The sequence below is a fragment of the Flavimaricola marinus genome (assembly GCF_900184895.1).
Classification (GTDB): Bacteria; Pseudomonadota; Alphaproteobacteria; order Rhodobacterales; family Rhodobacteraceae; genus Flavimaricola; species Flavimaricola marinus.
Genome location: NZ_FXZK01000002.1, coordinates 204,656 through 223,723 on the forward strand (window position 1 = coordinate 204,656; position 19,068 = coordinate 223,723).

General features: G+C 61.0%; 15 protein-coding genes and 1 tRNA gene. 11 read left to right on the plus strand and 5 right to left on the minus strand.

Annotated elements, in window-relative coordinates:
• Positions 1–108: 108 nt before the first annotated feature.
• From hemB to LOM8899_RS07855, 3 genes are all read left to right on the plus strand, one after another.
• Positions 109–1,107, plus strand: coding sequence for a porphobilinogen synthase (gene hemB / locus LOM8899_RS07845; RefSeq protein WP_093991656.1), 999 nt, complete (start codon positions 109–111; stop codon positions 1,105–1,107).
• The gene (locus LOM8899_RS07850; protein ID WP_093991657.1) at positions 1,104–1,943 is read left to right on the plus strand and encodes an isocitrate lyase/PEP mutase family protein; all 840 of its coding nucleotides are present in this window, start codon (positions 1,104–1,106) and stop codon (positions 1,941–1,943) included. Before hemB ends, LOM8899_RS07850 begins: the two co-directional genes overlap by 4 nt.
• Before the next feature lie 83 nt (positions 1,944–2,026).
• On the plus strand, positions 2,027–2,584 hold the full coding sequence (locus tag LOM8899_RS07855) for a lipid-binding SYLF domain-containing protein (protein ID WP_093991658.1): 558 nt from the start codon (positions 2,027–2,029) through the stop codon (positions 2,582–2,584).
• 4 nt (positions 2,585–2,588) lie between these two features.
• Here LOM8899_RS07855 and LOM8899_RS07860 read toward each other — a convergent pair whose 3' ends face one another.
• A complete protein-coding gene (locus tag LOM8899_RS07860; protein WP_168770497.1) occupies positions 2,589–3,836 on the minus strand; it encodes a DUF2254 domain-containing protein in 1,248 nt (415 codons plus the stop codon).
• 143 nt (positions 3,837–3,979) lie between these two features.
• Between LOM8899_RS07860 and LOM8899_RS07865 the strand changes: the two genes are divergently transcribed.
• A complete protein-coding gene (locus LOM8899_RS07865) occupies positions 3,980–6,388 on the plus strand; it encodes a GcvT family protein (RefSeq protein ID WP_093991660.1) in 2,409 nt (802 codons plus the stop codon).
• 37 nt (positions 6,389–6,425) lie between these two features.
• Complete coding sequence (locus tag LOM8899_RS07870; protein ID WP_093991661.1) at positions 6,426–7,010, plus strand: nucleotidyltransferase family protein; 585 nt, start codon at positions 6,426–6,428, stop codon at positions 7,008–7,010.
• Here LOM8899_RS07870 and LOM8899_RS07875 read toward each other — a convergent pair.
• The 3 genes from LOM8899_RS07875 to LOM8899_RS07885 form a co-directional block, all read right to left on the minus strand.
• Complete coding sequence (locus tag LOM8899_RS07875) at positions 7,007–7,699, minus strand: DUF4336 domain-containing protein (protein WP_093991864.1); 693 nt, start codon at positions 7,697–7,699, stop codon at positions 7,007–7,009. The genes LOM8899_RS07870 and LOM8899_RS07875 overlap by 4 nt on opposite strands.
• Before the next feature lie 182 nt (positions 7,700–7,881).
• Positions 7,882–10,707, minus strand: coding sequence for a Hint domain-containing protein (locus tag LOM8899_RS07880; RefSeq protein ID WP_093991865.1), 2,826 nt, complete (start codon positions 10,705–10,707; stop codon positions 7,882–7,884).
• Positions 10,708–11,408: 701 nt separating this feature from the next.
• Positions 11,409–11,494, minus strand: a tRNA-Leu gene (locus LOM8899_RS07885).
• A 190-nt stretch (positions 11,495–11,684) separates the two neighbouring features.
• Here LOM8899_RS07885 and LOM8899_RS07890 point away from each other — a divergent pair.
• The gene (locus tag LOM8899_RS07890; RefSeq protein WP_093991662.1) at positions 11,685–12,263 is read left to right on the plus strand and encodes a YqaA family protein; all 579 of its coding nucleotides are present in this window, start codon (positions 11,685–11,687) and stop codon (positions 12,261–12,263) included.
• Positions 12,260–12,721: a disulfide bond formation protein B gene (locus tag LOM8899_RS07895; RefSeq protein ID WP_093991663.1), complete on the plus strand. Its 462-nt coding sequence runs from the start codon at positions 12,260–12,262 to the stop codon at positions 12,719–12,721. The genes LOM8899_RS07890 and LOM8899_RS07895 overlap by 4 nt, the downstream gene beginning before the upstream one ends.
• On the opposite strand, the gene LOM8899_RS07900 is transcribed toward LOM8899_RS07895, so the two are convergent.
• Positions 12,696–13,142, minus strand: coding sequence for an Lrp/AsnC family transcriptional regulator (locus LOM8899_RS07900; protein ID WP_093991664.1), 447 nt, complete (start codon positions 13,140–13,142; stop codon positions 12,696–12,698). The two genes, LOM8899_RS07895 and LOM8899_RS07900, sit on opposite strands and share 26 nt — an antisense overlap.
• An 86-nt stretch (positions 13,143–13,228) precedes the next feature.
• On the opposite strand from LOM8899_RS07900, the gene rocF reads away from it, so the two are divergent.
• The 4 genes from rocF (at position 13,229) to LOM8899_RS07920 (ending at position 19,040) form a co-directional block, all read left to right on the plus strand.
• Positions 13,229–14,158: an arginase gene (gene rocF, locus LOM8899_RS07905; protein ID WP_093991665.1), complete on the plus strand. Its 930-nt coding sequence runs from the start codon at positions 13,229–13,231 to the stop codon at positions 14,156–14,158.
• Positions 14,155–15,204, plus strand: a complete 1,050-nt coding sequence (ocd, locus tag LOM8899_RS07910) for an ornithine cyclodeaminase (protein WP_093991666.1) — start codon at positions 14,155–14,157, stop codon at positions 15,202–15,204. Before rocF ends, ocd begins: the two co-directional genes overlap by 4 nt.
• A gap of 268 nt (positions 15,205–15,472) precedes the next feature.
• Positions 15,473–18,247, plus strand: coding sequence for a DNA gyrase subunit A (gene gyrA, locus LOM8899_RS07915; protein ID WP_093991667.1), 2,775 nt, complete (start codon positions 15,473–15,475; stop codon positions 18,245–18,247).
• Position 18,248: 1 nt separating this feature from the next.
• A complete protein-coding gene (locus LOM8899_RS07920; protein ID WP_133064992.1) occupies positions 18,249–19,040 on the plus strand; it encodes a hypothetical protein in 792 nt (263 codons plus the stop codon).
• Positions 19,041–19,068: the final 28 nt, after the last annotated feature.

Genomic DNA, 19,068 nt, shown 5'->3' on the forward strand with positions numbered 1-19,068 from the left:
GTGCAAGCAGTTCGGGTGGACACTAGCGGTGCCGCCCGACAATGCCCAGACTTGTGGTGGCCGAATTTCCGTGCCACCCAAGGTGTGTGACCAGAAAGGCCCTTTAAGATGACGCAGACGCCTCCGCCCTTCCCCGCATTCCGCCCACGCCGACTGCGCCGGAGCTCCGCGCTCCGCGAAATGGTCCGCGAAAACACCCTGACCCCAGCCGATTTCATCTGGCCCGTGTTCGTCATGGCCGGAGAGGATTCGGAGACCGCCGTCCCCTCGATGCCCGGCGTGGTCCGGCGCACCGTTGACCGGATCGCGCAGGCCGCCGTCGAGGCCAGGGCGCTGGGCATCCCCGCGATCTGCCTGTTTCCCTACACGGCACTCGAGCAACGGACAGAGGATTGCGCCGAAGCATGGAGCCCGGATAACCTTACCAACCGCGCCATTCGCGCGATCAAGGAGGTGGCCCCGGATATCGCCGTGATGACCGATATCGCGCTCGACCCCTACAACATCAACGGACACGACGGGTATGTCGAAGGCGACGAAATCGTCAACGACCGCACCGTCGAGGCTTTGGTCAAGATGGGCTTGGCGCAAGCGGAAGCCGGAGCGGATATCCTTGGCCCTTCCGACATGATGGATGGCCGGATCGGCGCACTCCGCTCGGCGCTCGAATCCGCAGGGCACAGCCATGTGACCATCCTGAGTTACGCGGCCAAATATGCATCTGCCTTCTATGGCCCGTTCCGCGACGCGGTCGGCGCATCAGCGGCGCTCAAGGGCGACAAGAACACCTATCAGATCAATCCGGCCAATCGGGCCGAGGGCCTTCGCATGGTCGCCCGGGATCTGGCCGAAGGGGCCGATATGGTCATGGTCAAACCCGGCATGCCCTATCTCGACATCTGCCGAGAGGTTAAAGACCGGTTCGACGTGCCGACATTCGCGTATCAGGTCTCCGGCGAATACGCGATGATGCAAGGGGCGGCCGCGAACGGCTGGATCGACGGCGACAAGACGATGCTCGAAAGCCTGATGTGCTTCAAACGCGCGGGCTGCGACGGCATCTTGACATATTTCGCGCCGGTCGCCGCCAAATTGCTCAACGGATGACGGCGCAAGGCAAATTCGACGCCTTCCAAGCGCTCCATGACGGGCCGGGCTTCCTGATCCCCAATGCGTGGGATGCTGGCTCCGCTCGCATCCTCGCCGACCTCGGGTTTGAGGCGCTGGCGACCACCAGTGCGGGCTACGCCTTTGCCACGGGCTACAGGGACTCGGCCGCCGTGCTGACACGGGCCGGAGTGATAGAGAACGCAAGAGCGATTGCCGAGGCGACGACCTTGCCGATTTCGGCAGATCTCGAAGCTGGTTTCGGGCCTCGCCTCGAGGACGTCCACGAGACGATCACGCAGGCGATCGCGGCAGGGGTGGTCGGAGGCTCGATCGAGGATGCGACGGGCGATCCAACGCGGCCGCTCTTTTCCACGAATGAGGCGGTCGAAAGGATCGAGGCGGCGGCCGAAGCGGCGCGTGGCCGGCCGTTCCTACTGACCGGGCGGGCAGAGAATTTCATCACCGGCAATCCGGATCTTGGCGACACCATCGACAGATTGCAGCGCTACTCTGCCGCGGGGGCCGACGTGCTCTATGCCCCCGGCCTGCCCGACCTCGACGCGATCCGCACGGTCTGCGCCGAGGTGGACAAACCGGTCAATGTCTTGACGGGGTTGCAGGGTGCCACCTATACGGCTGACGCGATCTTCGAGGCGGGTGCGACGCGGATCAGCACCGGCGGGTCGCTGGCACGGGCGGCCCTCGGGGCGTTGATCCGGGCGGCAACCGAAATTCGGGATCACGGCACCTTTGGCTACGCCCGCGACGCAGCCCCGGATCGCCAGATCAGCAGTCTGATGCGCGGCAGACTGCCCAACGACGAGTCCGCATAATCCTCTGGATGACAGGGTGCGAAAATCCGCCTATGGTGTCGTCAGAAGGGCCGGATACAAGGCCTATAAGAGGCGTGGACATTATGAGCAGCATCACAAGACGCAACTTGGCGTTGGGTTTGGCTGCGAGCACCGGATTGGTCGCTTGCGGTAACGGTATTGGCAGCGGCGGGGCCGAACAGATCGACGCCCGTGTCGCCAGTGCGCTTGATTATCTATATCGGACGTATCCCGGCACGCAGGAACTGGCGCAGACCGCGACAGGCATGTTGGTCATGCCACTGGTGACCGAAGTCGGGCTTGGGCTCGGCGGTTCCTACGGGCGCGGGGCGCTCCTGGTCGGGCAAAGCACGGTCGACTACTATTCCGCCGCGGCAGGCTCTGCGGGGCTTCAGATCGGGGCTCAGCAATACAGCCACGTCCTGTTCTTCATGACTCAGGACGCGTTGCTGGAATTTCGGCGCTCGCCGGGCTGGGCCGCGGGGGCGGACGTGGAATACGTGGTCTCCGACGTGGGCGAGGTGCTCCGGGCCGAGACGACAACCTCCTTGTCGCCGGTGATCGCCGTGGTCTTCGCTCAGGCCGGGCTCCGTGTCGGGGCCACGCTCGACGGCACCAAATACACGCGGATCATCCCGTAACCGTCTATTTCTCCGGCACAAAGGCAGGTGGCGTGATTTCGCGCAGCCTATCCAGATCGGGCGGGAAATCAATCATCTGTGCCGCACGGGCAAAGGCGGTGGGGCCATAGCGCTGGGCGGCATTGGCCAGCCCCGGCTCGGCCAATCGGCTCAGCGCGTCGAGGTTCTTGATCAGCGACATATGCACCTCGACGCAGTTGCCCGCATCGCGTGAGACGACCGCAAACGCGTCTTCGATCATATCGTCCGGAGAGAACGGCCGCACCCAAAGCCGATCATACAGCAATTCCGAGTCCGCCTTGGCGGTGGTTCTGAGAATGCGTGTCAGCCGACCAACGACATCGATGGCCGTCCCTGTATCATTGATGCCCGGCGACAGCGCCTTGCTGCCGATTTCCGCCAGCTGTAGCAGGCCAAACCGAGGATCCTGCGCGATCGAGCGCAACGCGCCGGTGCGAACCGCCGTGCGGATCTTGTCGGCAAGGCCGGGCCTCTCGGGCACCATCCATGCAATCACGTCGCCTTCGTGGACGAACCGCCCGACCGGCGCTTCGAGATAGATGCGAGCGTCGGCCGTCTCGGCGATCTCTTGCAGGCTCTCCTGATACACCTCCTGAATATATGCGGTGGTGTCGATGAAGACGGGCGTCGCGTCCGGTGGCACCGTTTCATCGGTCCAGGGATGCGCCGACAGACAAGGCGCATTGAGGGCATTCTTGATCTCGCGGATGGTTTCCACCTCGATCCGTCCAGCGGTATCCATCAGGCTGCCCCATGTCTGCAGGTGCAGGATCCAGCGCAGAATGACGAATACGATGAGCGCAATCACCAGCACCGTCATTAGATAGAGGGCAAACACCTCGCGTTCCCCGAAGAACGGCGTCGACAGCAGAATGATTGCGGCGACGGCATAGATATAGGCCCCTACGAAAGTGGCCAGAACCGTCTGGGTGGTTGTGTCCTGCAACAGCGTCCGATGCGCCCGGGGGGTCCACTGCTGCGATGCGGCTCGGTGGACCGTGACCATGACAGTCAGCGAAAAGGTCGTCGCCGTGAGCATGGAATTCGAAATGATGGTCAGCAAACGATCCAGCGCGTCCGCCCCTGCCATTTCGGCCAGCCCCGAGGGGATCAGCGTGCCGAATAGCTTGGCCAATCCGATCGCCACGAATCCCAAAACCGAAATCAGCGCCACACGGACCCACAGCCTGCGGCTGATACTGCGAGCCTTGCGCAACAGGGTCGTGTTCATCGACAGTCCTTTCCAATCCATTTCCGGATTCTGATCCGGCTTGGCGTCAGATACGACAATCCGTGTCGGAAACCGTCGACCTCTGAGGTGCCCCTCCGCCGCAAGATAGCACCATATCCGGCCACATTAGCGAGTCCTGAATCATGAAAACCACAACCCGTGTCGTCGTAATCGGTGGCGGCGTCGTCGGATGCTCCGTCCTCTATCACCTGACGAAACTCGGCTGGTCAGATGTCATGCTACTAGAACGCAAGGAGCTGACGGCCGGTTCCACGTGGCATGCGGCAGGTGGCTTTCACACGCTCAACGGCGACACCAATATGGCGGCGTTGCAGGGCTACACGATCAAGCTCTACCGCGAGCTGGAGGAGCTGACGGGCATGTCATGCGGCCTTCACCACGTCGGTGGCATAACACTGGCCGACAACAAGGACCGCTTCGACATGCTCGTCGCAGAGCGGGCCAAACACCGCTACATGGGGCTGGAAACCGAAATCGTCAGCCCCGAAGAGATCGCCAAGTTCGCGCCGATCACCAATCTCGACGGCATCGTCGGTGGCCTCTATGACCCGCTCGACGGCCATCTAGATCCCTCCGGCACCACACACGCCTATGCCAAGGCCGCGCGCATGGGAGGCGCTACGATTGAGACGCATTGCATGGTGAAAGAGACGAACCAACGGCCCGACGGCACTTGGGACGTGGTCACCGACAAGGGGACGATCCACGCCGAACATGTGGTCAACGCAGGTGGCCTCTGGGCGCGCGAAGTCGGTGCGATGGCGGGCGTCTACTTCCCGCTTCACCCGATGGAGCACCAATACATCGTCACCGACGACATTCCTCAGATCTACGAGCGCGACAGCGAACACCCGCACGTCATGGACCCGGCCGGCGAAAGCTACCTGCGCCAAGAGGGCCGCGGCCTCTGCATCGGCTTCTACGAACAGCCCTGCCGCCCCTGGGCGGTCGACGGCACGCCGTGGTCTTTCGGGACAGAGCTTCTTCAGGACGATTTCGACAAGATCGAAGACAGCATCGCCTTTGCCTATAAGCGCTTCCCCGTGCTGGAAACAGCTGGAGTCAAGACTGTCGTTCACGGCCCCTTCACCTTTGCGCCGGATGGCAACCCGCTCGTCGGGCCGGTCCCCGGGATGCGTAACTACTGGTCGGCTTGCGGCGTCATGGCGGGGTTCTCCCAAGGCGGCGGCGTCGGATTGACGCTGGCGCAATGGATGATCGAGGGCGAGGCAGAGCGCGACGTGACGGGCCTTGACGTGGGCCGGTTTGGCTCGTGGATCACCCCCGGCTACACCCGACCCAAGGTGATCGAGAACTACCAGCGGCGCTTTTCGGTCAGTTACCCCAACGAGGAACTGCCCGCCGCACGACCGCACCGAACCACCCCGATGTACGACATCTTCACCGGACTGGGCGCGGTTTGGGGCGCGCAATTCGGGCTCGAAGTACCGAACTACTTCGCCCAAGGAGACGAGCCGACCTATGAGACGCCGTCGTTCCGGCGCTCCGACGCGTTCGGGGCCACCGGGCGCGAGGTAAAGGCCGTCCGTGAAGCCGTTGGAATCAACGAGCTTCAGAACTTCGGAAAATTCGACGTGCGCGGACCGGACGCGCGGTCCTGGCTCGACAAGGTCATGGCCGGGCGCATTCCGCAAAAGGGACGGATATCACTCAGCCCGATGCTCACCCCAAAGGGGCGGCTCATCGGCGACTTCACGGTGTCCTGCCTGTCCGAGACGCATTTTCGGCTGACGGCTTCCTACGGCTATCAGGCGATACACAAACGCTGGTTCGACAAACACTTGGAGGGCGATGTTCAGGTGACCAACGTCTCTGACGCTGTCACGGGGTTCCAGATTGCCGGGCCAAAGTCGCGCGATCTGCTTGCGCTCTGCACCCGCGATGACGTGGCCGCAATGAAATTCCTCGATGCGCGGTCGATGACCGTCGGTCAGGTCGCCTGCACCGTGCAGAGGGTCAGCTATACCGGCGATCTGGGCTATGAAATCTATTGCGATCCGATGGATCAGAGGCAGCTCTGGCAAACGCTTTGGACGGTCGGGCAACCCATGGGGCTCACTCCTTTCGGGATGCGGGCGATGATGTCGCTCCGGCTCGACCGGTTCTTTGGTGCATGGCTGCGGGAATTCTCGCCCGACTACACCGCCGCCGAAACCGGAATCGACCGGTTCATCTCGTGGAAGAAGAACACCGACTTCATCGGACGTGCGGCGGCAGAGGCGGAACGAAAGACACCCCCTGCCCGCACCCTCGTCACCTTCGAAGTCGACGCCGACGATGCCGACGTCACAGCCTACGAGCCGGTGTTCATCGACGGCAAGGTGCAGGGTTTTTGCACCTCCGGCGGCTATTCGCACTGGGCGGGCAAAAGCATCGCATTCGCGCTGATCCCGCGTGAGGCCGCGGGCAAAGGCAACACCGCCGAGATCGAGATCCTCGGGCAAATGCGCCCTGCCCGACAGATCACCACGCCGCTCTTTGACCCCGACGGCTCACGGATGCGCGGCTGATCTTTTCACTGTCGCGGGCTTGGGTCATGCTCGCGCCATGATACCCATTCTGATCCTCGCCGCCGGTGAATCGTCGCGTATGCGTGGCCGTGACAAACTGCTCGAGATCATTGATGGCGAGCCCCTGCTGCGCCGTCAGGTCAGGGCGGCCGGCGCAGCCGGTCTTGACGTCTGGGTGGCGCTGCCCGCACCGGACCAACCCCGTGTCGAAGTTCTTGACGGTGTCGCCCACCATCCGCTGTTCCTGCCGGGATCCTCCGAAGGGATGGGCGGCACGTTGCGCGACGGAGTCGCGGCCTTGCCGCCCTGTTCTCGGTTCATGGTGCTTGCCGCGGACCTACCGGGTCTGACCACGGAGGATTTCGCCACAATGGCCGAGGCTGTGCCTCAAGCCGGCGGCATCATCGTCGCGACCGCGGCAAGTGGGAATCTTGGGCACCCCGTCGTCTTTGACGCCCGCCTGCGGCCAGACTTCGCCATGTTGTCCGGTGACGAAGGCGCCAAGCGCGTCGTCCGCGCGCACAAGTCCAAAATGCGTACGCTCGCCCTGCCCGGCGATCACGCAACGCGCGACCTCGACACGCCCGAAGAATGGGCGGAGTGGCGGGCCGAGCAGGACTAGGGCATCAGCCAGTCGAATGCCCGCTTGAGAAAGGCCCGCGCGTCGGACCTCACCGGCGGCGCATGCGCCATCAAGACGGCTTCGGCAGGCCACTCCAGTATTTCCGCAACGGCCTTGCGCGCTGCAGGCTTGTTCTTGAACGCCATCCGGAACTTGCGCGGCACCGTCGGTTCGCTGGCGACCATAAGGTCCAGCTTCGCCACGATCGCGCGCCACCCGGAATACCATCCCTGCGGCATCTGTTGGATCAGATCGGTGACGAGAACCGTCCCGCTCTTGCGGTGAAACAGAACCACCTCGGTGGTGATCGCATTGCCCTCGACGATCACAAAGGCGATTTCGTCGGCCCAAGTGGGCGGTGTCCCGGTTCCGATCTCTTGATCGAAGCGGATGTCGGGTCGCTTGGCGGCCAGTTTCGGGGCGGCATAGAGGGTGGCCTCCGGATAGACGCTCGCCCAGTCCGGGATCGACATGTGGTGCAGCGAATTCGGCGCCAAGATATGTTGGACAGGGCCGAGCCGATCCACCGACTTTGCCAGATCGTCTGACAGCGCAACCGGCGACCAGATAAACAAGCTGCCATCGCGGAGCCGGATAACGGCCATCCGGGTGGGATAGTGAAAGCCGAGTGCCGCCGTTATCTCGGGGCCGCTGACGGTCCAGATGTCCTCGGCAATTTGGGTCAGCATGCCAGCCTCTTTCGATGGATCGACCGGACTATCGCCGATGTCCTTGCCGAAAACCAGACCGCCGCGATACCGACGGCAGACCGATGCTTTTTCCACGCTGATTTCAACAGAAAACGGGGGGCCAGATGACCCCCCGTTCCCTTGCGTCTCCGGGGCGCTCCCCAGAGTGCAGCTGCATTCGTTTACCGCACCAAAAGGCGGGCTTCGTGCTTCTTCAGCGACTTGCGTGCCGCCTGATAGCCTTCAAGGCCGGTCTTGGATTTCAGCTCGGGGAAGAGTTCGAAAATCTCGTTCCGCTGGCTGTTGCCAAGGCCTTTCAGGCTGTAGTCACCGGGCTGGAAGCTTTCGGTCCAGGCACCATTCGACAACACCACCTCGTGGCGATCAAACATGAAGTGGATGTATGTGGTGCTCATCACTTCGACTTCATGAATTCCCTGAGTGCCGACCAAGTGCTTGGCTGCCGCCAGAACTTCGCTCTCTTCAAAGTACAGCTGAGTCCGGTCGTTTGCCACCAATACCCGGTGGTTCGGGGACACAAGCATATCGCGCTCGGGCAAGCCATTGCCCAGGGAACCCGCCTTGATCATGATCGGGCGCAGATGAGGCGAACCGACCAAAGCCTTGCCAGACATCACTTTTTCGCCAACCCAACGGATTTCCTGAATGCCGTTGTCTCGTGTGATGATGCGGTCGCCTTCGCGAAGCTCTTCCACAAGTCGTTCACCGCGAGGCGTGGCAATCGTTGTTCCGGGCGTAAAGCACGGGATGACATTCTCGATTTCGCGGAAGGACATGGTCGAACCGTCGAGGAAGGTGACGATACCGTCTTCCCGGTCTGCCGACGTGTAGGTGATGAAATCGACGTCCATTCCGGTCAGATCGAGAGTATCGAAGTCGTCGCCTCCCGCGCCGCCGTCGACGACATCTCCGCCGTTTCCGCCGATGAAGAGGTCACGGTCGTCGTTGCCATAAAGGGTGTCGTTACCGTCACCTCCCGTGATCACGTCATTGCCAGCGCCACCATAGATCGTGTCGTCGCCCTGACCGCCGTCCAAAATGTCGTTGCCGGTCTGACCCCAGATCAGATCGTCGTCCACCCCGCCGTCGACACTGTCATCGCCGCTACCGGCATAGATCGTGTCGTCGTCGTCCTGGCCCATGATGATGTCGTTGCCCGCACCACCAAAGATCGTATCCTGACCGTTGTTGATGACCAGATCGCCGTCCACATCCGGGATGTTCAAAGCGTCGGGGAAACGCGGATCCAGGCCGCCCATGATGATGTCGTCGCCGTCGCCGCCGTAGATCGTATCCGATCCCTCGCCACCGACGACATAATCGTCACCGCGACCGGCAAGGATGTAATCGTTGTCGATGCCCGCATCGATCGTATCATTGCCGCCATCGGCATTGATGTAATCGGCATCGTCGCCGGTGCGGATGGTATCATCCCCGGCACCGCCCCAGACGCTATCGATGTCGTCCTCTGGGAACGGATCGACCCCAAGCGGCGGATACGGGTTGTCGAAAAGGCCGACACCACCATCGCTGGTATCGATGACGTCATTGCCCTCGCCGCCGTAGACGATGTCGCTACCGGTGCCGGCGAGAATGCTGTCGTCGCCGTCCTGGCCGTAGATCTCATCGTCGCCGTCACCGGCAAGGATCACGTCGTTGCCGTCGTAGGCGTAGATGAGATCATCGTTGCCGACTTCGCCCGGCAGGAGCGCGTCGTTGTTGTCGACCATATCGCCATCGGGGTCGCCGGTGTAGTTGACGTCGATGATGTCGTTGCCGGCCGTGCCGCTGACGGTGCCGTCAAGGACCGGCGGAAGCTCGGCTACAACGATGGGAACGATCGCGGAATCGGTGCCACCGTTTCCGTCGCTGATGGTATAGGTGATTTCATCGGGCCCGAAATAGCCGTCATTTGGCGTGTATTCCAACGTGCCGTCTGCATTGATGCCGACAGTTCCGTTCAGAGCGACAGCCCCCGTAACCGTCAGCGGATCGCCGTCGGGATCGCTGTCATTGCCGAGAACCGCAATGGTGATGGTCTCGCCTTCGTCGATCAGAACTTCCGGATCATCAACGGCCACCGGCGGGTCGTTCACGGGGGTGACGTTGACCGCAACCGTGGCTGTCGCGGTGTTCCCGTCCGGATCGGTCACCGTGTAGGTGATCTCATCTGGGCCGTTGAAATCGGGATCGGGCGTGTATTCCAGTGTTCCATCGGAATTGATGGTGACGGTGCCATTGGGCGCGGTCGCTTCGGTCACGGTCAGGGGCTGGCCCTGCGGATCGGAATCGTTACCGAGCACGTCGATGGTCACAGATGTGTCTTCCGGCGTGGTCGCCGTGTCGTCCAGAGCCACAGGATCCTGGTTCTGGGCGTCGATGAACGACTCGATTTCCTTGAAGACGATCGTCTCGCCAGTCGGGTTGCCGTCGGCATCCAGCAGAACGACGGTCCCGTCGTAGCCATTGCCATTTGCGTCGGGGGTCAGTCCCTCCAAGCGGTAGGGTCCGACATTGCTCAAATCGAGGACGTCGAAGTCGTCGCCTTCGAACCCGCCGTCGACCTCATCGCCGGCGGTGACCACGAATGTATCCCGGTCGGCACCGCCACCCATGACATCGGCGCCATCGCCGCCATCGAGGTAATCGTCGCCTTCATGCCCCTTGAGCGTGTCCATGCCGGCACCGCCGTAGAGGACGTCATTGCCTGCTTCGCCGCGCAGTAGGTCTTGGCCTTCATCGCCATAGAGAGTGTCGTCGCCGTTGCCGCCGAGGATTTCGTCATCATCCAGACCGCCATAGACAACATCGTTGCCCTCGCCGGAATAGACCTGATCGTTTCCTGGCCCCGCGACGACCAGATCATCGTTCGGACCTGCCGCAGGATCGATCGCATCCGCTGCATCGATGCGATCCCCTTCAACATCACCTGCGTAATCTGCATTGATGATGTCACCCTTGATTGTACCTTCGACCGTTCCGTCCATAATCATCACTCCTTAACGCCCAGCAGACAGGCAGCGCAAAACCGTATGGGCGGCTTGGACGCACGTGGACACCCGCTGCAAACGGGCGCACCGACGCACGTGACAAGCCGACACTCGGCCCACCATGCATTTTATCCGCTATAAGAGCAGGCGCTCCATTTTGCAGACATCACTCATTACTCTTCCGGTAGAACCGTAGAGAAGGCCGCCCCAACGGCCCGAATGCCCCCCAGTTGGGCTCCTAATGGATATCGTCAGGTTTTCGGCAAACAAAGGGAAAAGTGTTCGGATTTTCTCCACCCTGCCCAAATTGACCGGATCTGCCTTGATTTTGCCGCGCCTTACGTTGGGGCAGGAGGCCGCTACTGTTTCCCATCCGGGGACACTGAACGCACAATTACCTCAGTCAGTTACGATTTCAGGTCGAATCCGCACAGTTCGATCGGCTGATTGTTTCCCGAGGCTGTTCCGTCGCGTAGCCTTAACCACTCCTTAAGGTCGCCATAGTCTCAGCGAAGTTCGAACCGTTTGGCATCAAGTTCAGGAACCAATCCTTAAGACTTCAACGGATTGGTTCCAAAACAAAAAACAATGGCCGAACGAATCGGACGGATAAAGGCGGTTTCGCCGCAATTGACAGTGGCTCTCGCGAGAACTTGCAGCCGACAAGCGATGGATTTGGCAGGACTTTTTGGATTTGCTGGTGCCGGTGGAGAGAATCGAACTCTCACGATGTTACCATCGGCGGATTTTGAATCCGCTGCGTCTACCGTTCCGCCACACCGGCCAGCGAGACTGCTCTATCGGTAGTCGTAAGCGGCGTCAATAAAGTCAAAGCCGGTTCGGAGGGCATTTATTGCTCAATAGCTATGCGCCCGACATCCGGCCGAAAATCGCACAGCGTATGTGAGGCAATTGCGGTTGACCGCGGCACGGCGTCGTGGCCTATGACACCACCATAAACGAGGTAGGTCGACATGCTCCGCAGGTTCTATGACTGGACGATTGGACTGGCCAGCACGTCCTACGCGCTCTGGGCGCTTGCCGTTGTGGCGTTTGTCGAATCCTCGTTCTTTCCCATTCCACCCGACCTGTTGATGATCCCGATGATCCTTGCGCGTCCGAACCGGGCTTTTCTGATCGCAGGTATCGCTTTGGTCGCTTCGGTCTTGGGCGGGCTCTTGGGTTACGCTATCGGCGCATTTGCTTTCGACAGCATCGGAGAACCGATCCTGACCAGCCTTGGCAAGGCCGACTCGATGGCCGAATTCAACACCCGCTTCAACGATCTCGGCTTCTGGCCTGTCCTGATCGCGGGGGTAACGCCCCTGCCCTACAAGGTTATCACGATCATGTCAGGGTGGACCGGCTTGCCGATCATGACCTTCCTCGTCACATCTATCATAGCGCGGGGCCTCCGCTTCTATGTCGTGGCGGGGCTGCTCTGGTATTTCGGCGCACCGGTGCGTGCATTCATCGAACGACGGCTGGGTCTCGTCTTTGTCGTCTTTATTCTGCTGCTGCTCGGCGGCTTCTACATCCTGAGGTTTCTATGACCCATCAAAAGTACCTGCTTTTGGCCGCAGGCGGCTCAGCTGCTCTTCTGGGCGGGGCGTTCGTCTTTCAGTTGCTGGGATATGCACCTTGCGCGATGTGCCTCTGGCAGCGGTGGCCTCACGCGGCTGCGATCGTCATCGGGCTGCTTGCACTGGTTCTGGGTTGGCGTGCCTTGGCCTGGCTCGGAGCGTTGGCTGCGGCCATCACCTCGGGGATCGGCGTCTACCATACCGGCGTCGAGCGCGGATGGTGGGAAGGGCCGGCCTCTTGCACCGGCACCGGCTCCGGCCTGGGAACTTTGGACGGAGGTGATCTCCTTTCCCTCGACGCGCCGGCTCTGGTCCTCTGCGATCAGGTCAGCTGGGAGTTTCTGACGCTGTCCATGGCGTCCTGGAATGCGCTCTTTTCCGCCATCCTCGTCGTATTCTGGATCAAGGCCGCACTGCAGCGCGACTGACGCTTTTGCGGGTCGAGAGGAGCAGGCTGGTTTCACTGCGCGTGATACCGTCCAGCCTGCGGATCGCGAAGAGAACCGCGTCAAACGCTTCGAGCGTCTGAGCACCTATTTCGACGATCAGGTCCCACGTCCCGTTTGTGGAATGCACGGCCTGGATCTCGCTCATTCCGGTCAGGCGGGACATGATCCGCTCTGTCCCCCGACCTTCGATCTCCAGCATCATCAACCCTCGGACCGGATGCGCAACGACATCCGATCGGGTCTGCACCGAAAATCCGACGATCTCACCACTGTCGATCAGCCGGGCCATCCGGCTGCGGACGGTCGTGCGCGTCACCCCGAGGTCAGAGGCAAGGTCCGACAATGCGGCGCGCCCGTCCCGGCGAAGTGCCGCGATCAGTCTTTGATCCAAATCGTCCATAGCGGCTCTCCAATTTGAGCAGTCCGCACTCTTTTCGCACAATTTGAGGGCTGGCACCATCCGCGTATCGAATAGAAGATACCGCCATGACACAGCAAAACATCATCCTTATCGGAGCGCCCGTCGATTGCGGAAAACGCAGACGCGGTTGCTTAATGGGCCCTGACGCCTATCGCACCGCCGGCTTGGCCGAAGCGTTGACGAACCTCGGTCATGACGTGACAGATGTCGGCAATCTCAGCGCAACACCTGTCGAGCTCCCGGCATCTCCAGACGCAAAAGTTCACGCTTTGGCCGAGAATATCGGCTGGACCCGGACACTGAGCAACGCCGCACTCGAACTTGCGCCCGCAGGGTTGCCCATATTCCTTGGCGGCGATCATGCGCTTGCCTTGGGCACCGTCTCGGGGATGGCCCAGCACGCCGCCGCCGCGGATCGGCCGCTCTTTGTGCTTTGGCTCGATGCGCACAGTGATTTCCATACGCCGGTCAGTTCCGACAGCGGCAATCTGCACGGAACCCCGGTTGCATATGTCACCGGCCGGGATGGCTTTGACGGTTTCCCCGAGATCACCTCCAAGGTGCCGACGGAAAACGTGTGCATGATCGGTCTCAGATCCGTTGATTCCGCCGAGAAAGCGGCCCTTGAAGATCTCGACATGACGCTGGTTGACATGCGGATGATCGACGAAGTCGGCATCCGTAGCCCCCTCGCCGCATTCCTCGAGCGGGTCGAAGCCGCCAATGGTATGCTGCACGTTTCGCTCGACGTGGACTTCCTCGATCCCTCCGTCGCACCGGCAGTCGGGACGACCGTGCCCGGCGGCGCGACCGTCCGAGAAGGCCATCTCGTCATGGAAATGCTTTGCGACAGCGGACTGGTCACGTCGCTTGATCTGGTCGAGCTGAACCCGTTTCTCGACGATCGGGGGCGCACCGCATCTCTCATGGTCGACCTGACCGCATCGCTTCTGGGGCGCCGTATTTTCGACCGACCGACAAGGAGTTTCGCATGACAAGTTCCGCCCCCTCCCGTCTGGCCATGGTGCCGTTTGTCAGCGTCGAGAATATGATGCGTCTCGTCCATCACGTCGGTCTGCGCAAAATGCTTGTCCAGCTTGCCGACGCCATCGAAAGCGATTTCCTGCGTTGGGAAACCTTTGACAAGACAGCACGGGTGCCGTCCCATTCGGATGTCGGCGTGATCGAACTGATGCCGACGTCAGACGGCGATTTCTATGGCTTCAAGTACGTTAACGGCCATCCAAAGAACGCGGCCGAAGGTCTGCAAACGGTCACCGCCTTCGGGTTGCTGGCCGATGTTGCCACGGGCTATCCGGTGCTGCTGTCCGAGATGACCGTTCTTACGGCGCTGCGCACGGCGGCCATGTCCGCGCTTGCAGCAAAGCATCTTGCACCCAAAGGTGCGCACACGATGGCCGTGATCGGCAACGGCGCCCAATCCGAATTTCAGTCCTTGGCAATGGCGGAAATCGTCGGCATCTCAACGGTGCGGCTCTATGACATCGACCCGGCGGCCACGCGCAAATGCGCACGGAATCTGCAGGGACATGGTTTGACCGTCACGGTTTGCCAAAGCGCCGAAGAGGCGATCGAAGGGGCACAGATCATCACGACCGCGACCGCCGACAAAAAGAACTCGACCGTCCTGTCGGACAATATGGTTGGTGCCGGTGTCCATTTGAACGCGGTCGGTGGCGATAGTCCGGGAAAGACGGAACTGCATCGCGACATCTTACTGAGGTCGTCGATCTTTGTGGAGTATCCACCGCAGACCCGGATCGAAGGAGAGATCCAGCAGCTCGACCCGGATCACGGGGTCACAGAGCTCTGGAAAGTGCTTTCCGGCACGGAAGACGGGCGCACCTCTCAAAGTCAGATAACGCTTTTTGACAGCGTCGGTTTTGCGATCGAGGATTTCTCGGCATTGAGGCTGGTGCACGCCATAGCGCTCGATGCAGGCTTCTACACCGATCTGGATCTGGTCGCAGACCCAGACGATTCACGCGATCTGTTCGGCATGTTGATGCGTGCCGCCTGAGACAAGGCCAACTCAGTGCGCTGATTTGCCGTCAAGTCATCTTTGTCCCGTGCAGGCAGTCACGGTCCAAGGTGTGCGGCTCGCCTGACGCCAACAGGACCGGTTTGACCGCCGGCCTGTCCGACAAATGGCACAAAGGCTCAATCTGGGGGTCCCAGATTGGGCCTAAGAGGCCGCTCGCGGCCCTTATGCCATTGCACCCCAGCCTTCGCGTCTGATATGACTTCGCTCAACAACATATAGTTCCAGCACCAGCAAGGCGGCACTCGTGAGCGATACCCCCGAACCACCTGAAAACGACGACGAAAACAGCGCGCCGAAGTCGGCTTATACCGGACCGAGCGTGTCGATCATCGACGAGATGAAGACGTCCTACCTCGATTACGCGATGAGCGTGATCGTCAGTCGCGCCATCCCGGATCTGCGAGATGGTCTGAAGCCGGTTCACAGGCGCATCCTCTATGCGATGCACGAAGTCGGCAACACTCACGACAAACCCTACCGCAAATCGGCGCGGCCGGTCGGAGACGTGATGGGTAAGTATCACCCTCATGGTGACAGCGCGATCTACGAAGCCCTGGCGCGGATGGCGCAGGACTTTTCGATGTCGCTGCCGCTTCTGGACGGTCAAGGAAACTTCGGCTCGATGGACGGCGATAATCCCGCTGCCATGCGATATACCGAAGTGCGGATGGACAAGCCTGCCGCCTATCTGTTGGCCGATATCGACAAGGAAACCGTCGATTTCCAGGACAACTACGACGGAAAAGACCGTGAGCCATCCGTGCTGCCGGCACGCTTTCCAAACATGCTGGTCAACGGTGCTGGCGGCATTGCCGTCGGTATGGCCACGAATATCCCGCCGCATAATCTGGGCGAGGTGATCGACGCCACACTGGCATTGATCGACGATCCCGACCTTTCATCCGAAGCACTGATCGAATATGTCCCCGGCCCCGATTTCCCGACGGGTGGGATCATGTTGGGCCGGTCCGGTGCCCGCAAAGCCTATCTGGAAGGCCGCGGCTCGGTTGTCATGCGTGCCAAGACCTTCGTCGAGGAGCTTCGCAAGGATCGCTACGCCATCATCGTCAGCGAAATTCCCTATCAGGTGAACAAGGCGACGATGATCGACAAGATCGCCGAGGCCGCCCGCGAAAAGCGGATCGAGGGCATCGCCCACGTTCAGGACGAATCCGACCGCAACGGAGTGCGCGTCGTGATCGAACTGAAACGGGACGCGACAGCGGAGGTCGTCCTCAACCAACTGTTCCGTTTCACACCGATGCAGACCTATTTCGGCTGCAACATGCTGGCACTGAATGGCGGCCGGCCAGAGCAATTGACCCTTCGGTCCTTCCTGACCAATTTCGTGGATTTCCGCGAAGACGTCGTCGCACGTCGGACCGCGTACGAGCTGCGCAAGGCGCGCGAACGCAGCCATATTCTTTGTGGCCTCGCGGTGGCCGTCTCGAATGTGGACGAAATCGTGCGCACCATCCGCGCCTCGGCCGACGCAGCCGAAGCGCGTGAAAAACTCATGACCCGCCGTTGGCCGGCCCACGACATCCTTGAATACATCAAGCTGATCGACGACCCGACCCATACCGCAAACGATGACGGCACCTATAATCTGTCAGAGACGCAGGCCCGAGCGATCCTCGAGCTGCGGCTGCAGCGGCTGACCCAGATCGGGGTCAAGGAAGTCACCGATGAGTTACAGGAGCTCGCAGGCAAGATCCGCGAGTACCTTGAGATCCTCGGCTCTCGTGATCGGATCATGCAAATCATCCGGGACGAATTGAACGAAGTGAAATCCCTCTTTGCCGTGCCACGTCGAACGGAAATCGTCGACTGGTCTGGCGATATGGAAGACGAAGACCTGATCGAACGCGAGGATATGGTCGTGACGGTCACGTCGGGCGGCTACATCAAGCGCACGCCCCTGGTCGATTTCCGTGCGCAGCGACGTGGCGGCAAGGGATTGTCGTCGATGGCCACCAAAGAAGAAGACGTCGTCACCACCCTGTTCGTGGCCAATACGCATACCCAGTTGCTGTTCTTCACCACCGATGGGATGGCCTACAAGCTCAAGACGTGGCGCCTCCCCCAAGGATCGAGAACAGCCAAGGGTAAGGCAATCGTCAATATCCTGCCCATTCCGAACGGAGTGTCGGTCGCGGCGATCATGCCGGTCGATCGTCCGGAAGAGGATTGGGACGACCTGCAGGTCGTCTTTGCCACCGATGCCGGCACCGTGCGGCGCAACAAGCTGTCCGATTTCACCAATGTGAACCGGGCCGGCAAGATCGCTATGAAGTTCGAAGGTGAAAACGAAGGGATGCAGCTGATCAACGCTCGCATCGCGTCGCCGGAGGACGACGTCATGCTGGTGACCGCGCTCGGGCGGGCGATACGCTTCCCGTCCACGGATGTGCGCGTGTTCAACAGCAGGGCTTCTGTCGGGGTGCGAGGTATCCGGCTCAAGGAAAACGATACGGTTGTGTCGATGTCCATCATTCGGCATTTCGATGCGACGGCCGAAGAGCGCGCGGGCTATCTCAAGATGCGCCGCGCCATGGCCGGCCTGGCAGACGACGCCGAATCCGACAGCGAAGAAGACGAAGATGCCATCGCCGGTGCAATCAGCACAGAACGCTATGCCGAGATGTCCGCGGCCGAAAACCTGATTCTCACGATCACGGCCAAGGGATCGGGCAAGCTTTCTTCGAGCCACGACTACCCGGTGCGAAGCCGCGGCGGCCAAGGCGTGACGGCCATGGACAAGGCGATGCGCGGTGGGCCGTTGGTTTCCTCCTTCCCCGTCGAGATGAGCGATCAGATCATGCTCGTCACGTCTGCGGGTCAGTCGATCCGTGTTCCGGTCGACGGTATATCGTTCCGGTCGCGCGGCGCCGGTGGCGTCAAGGTCTTCAACACGGCCAAGAGCGAAGTCGTCGTCAGTGTGGCATGGATTGCTGAAACGGAAGCCGAAGACATCGCGAGCGACGGCGATGCGGCGGACGGTCCGGCAGAAGCCTGATATGCGTGCAGTCTTGCTGGCGTTGTGCGTGGCCGGGCACCCCGCATCGGGTTCTGCTCTGGAATTGGACGGTGGCCGAGCCACCCTCCAGTTCGGAGCCTTTGCAGGGGAAACGACGTTCTCGCCGTTTCGGGTCCATGGCGATGCCTTGATGCTCTTTGGGCAAACCGGCGTGCAGTTCGGAGCGACCTATGGCTCCGACGATCTGACGGACCTGCATGTGATTGGGTTTCGCAATATCGGCCGCCGCTGGCGGATCGGGGCAGAACTGCAATCGTGGAATGACCCCGCTCTAGCCGGCGCAGACCTCGTTTGGGGGCTTCGGATTCGGTATTCCGACGCCGGCGGTACAGTCGATACCCGAGGTGGGCTTGTCCACAACGGCCCGGACGGCGCATTCTTTGTGACCGTCGCGATGGAGCAGAACCTGACCGCCACGGCATCTGTGCGCGGGATGTTGCATCGGTATTCGACCAACCCCGAGGCCGGAGATTTCTTTGCGATCGGCTTGGGTGGCGATGTCGACATCAGTGACGATTGGGCGATCTATGCTGACGGGATCTGGTCTCTCAGCGACGACTATTCGACCGAAACCACAGGTGCGACCATTGGCCTACGGCATCGGCTCAACACGAGCCATTCCCTCTTTGCCGGGCTCTCCGGTCATTCCGTGAATGGTGATGTATCGGGCGGAATAACCGCCGGCCTTTCGCTTTCACTGGATAGACCCGGCAGCGACACGATGTTCGACACCGACCCGTGGCAGATGCAATTGGCGCAAATCCGACATTGAGGGCTTTGCAAAACCGATGCAGCTAGCC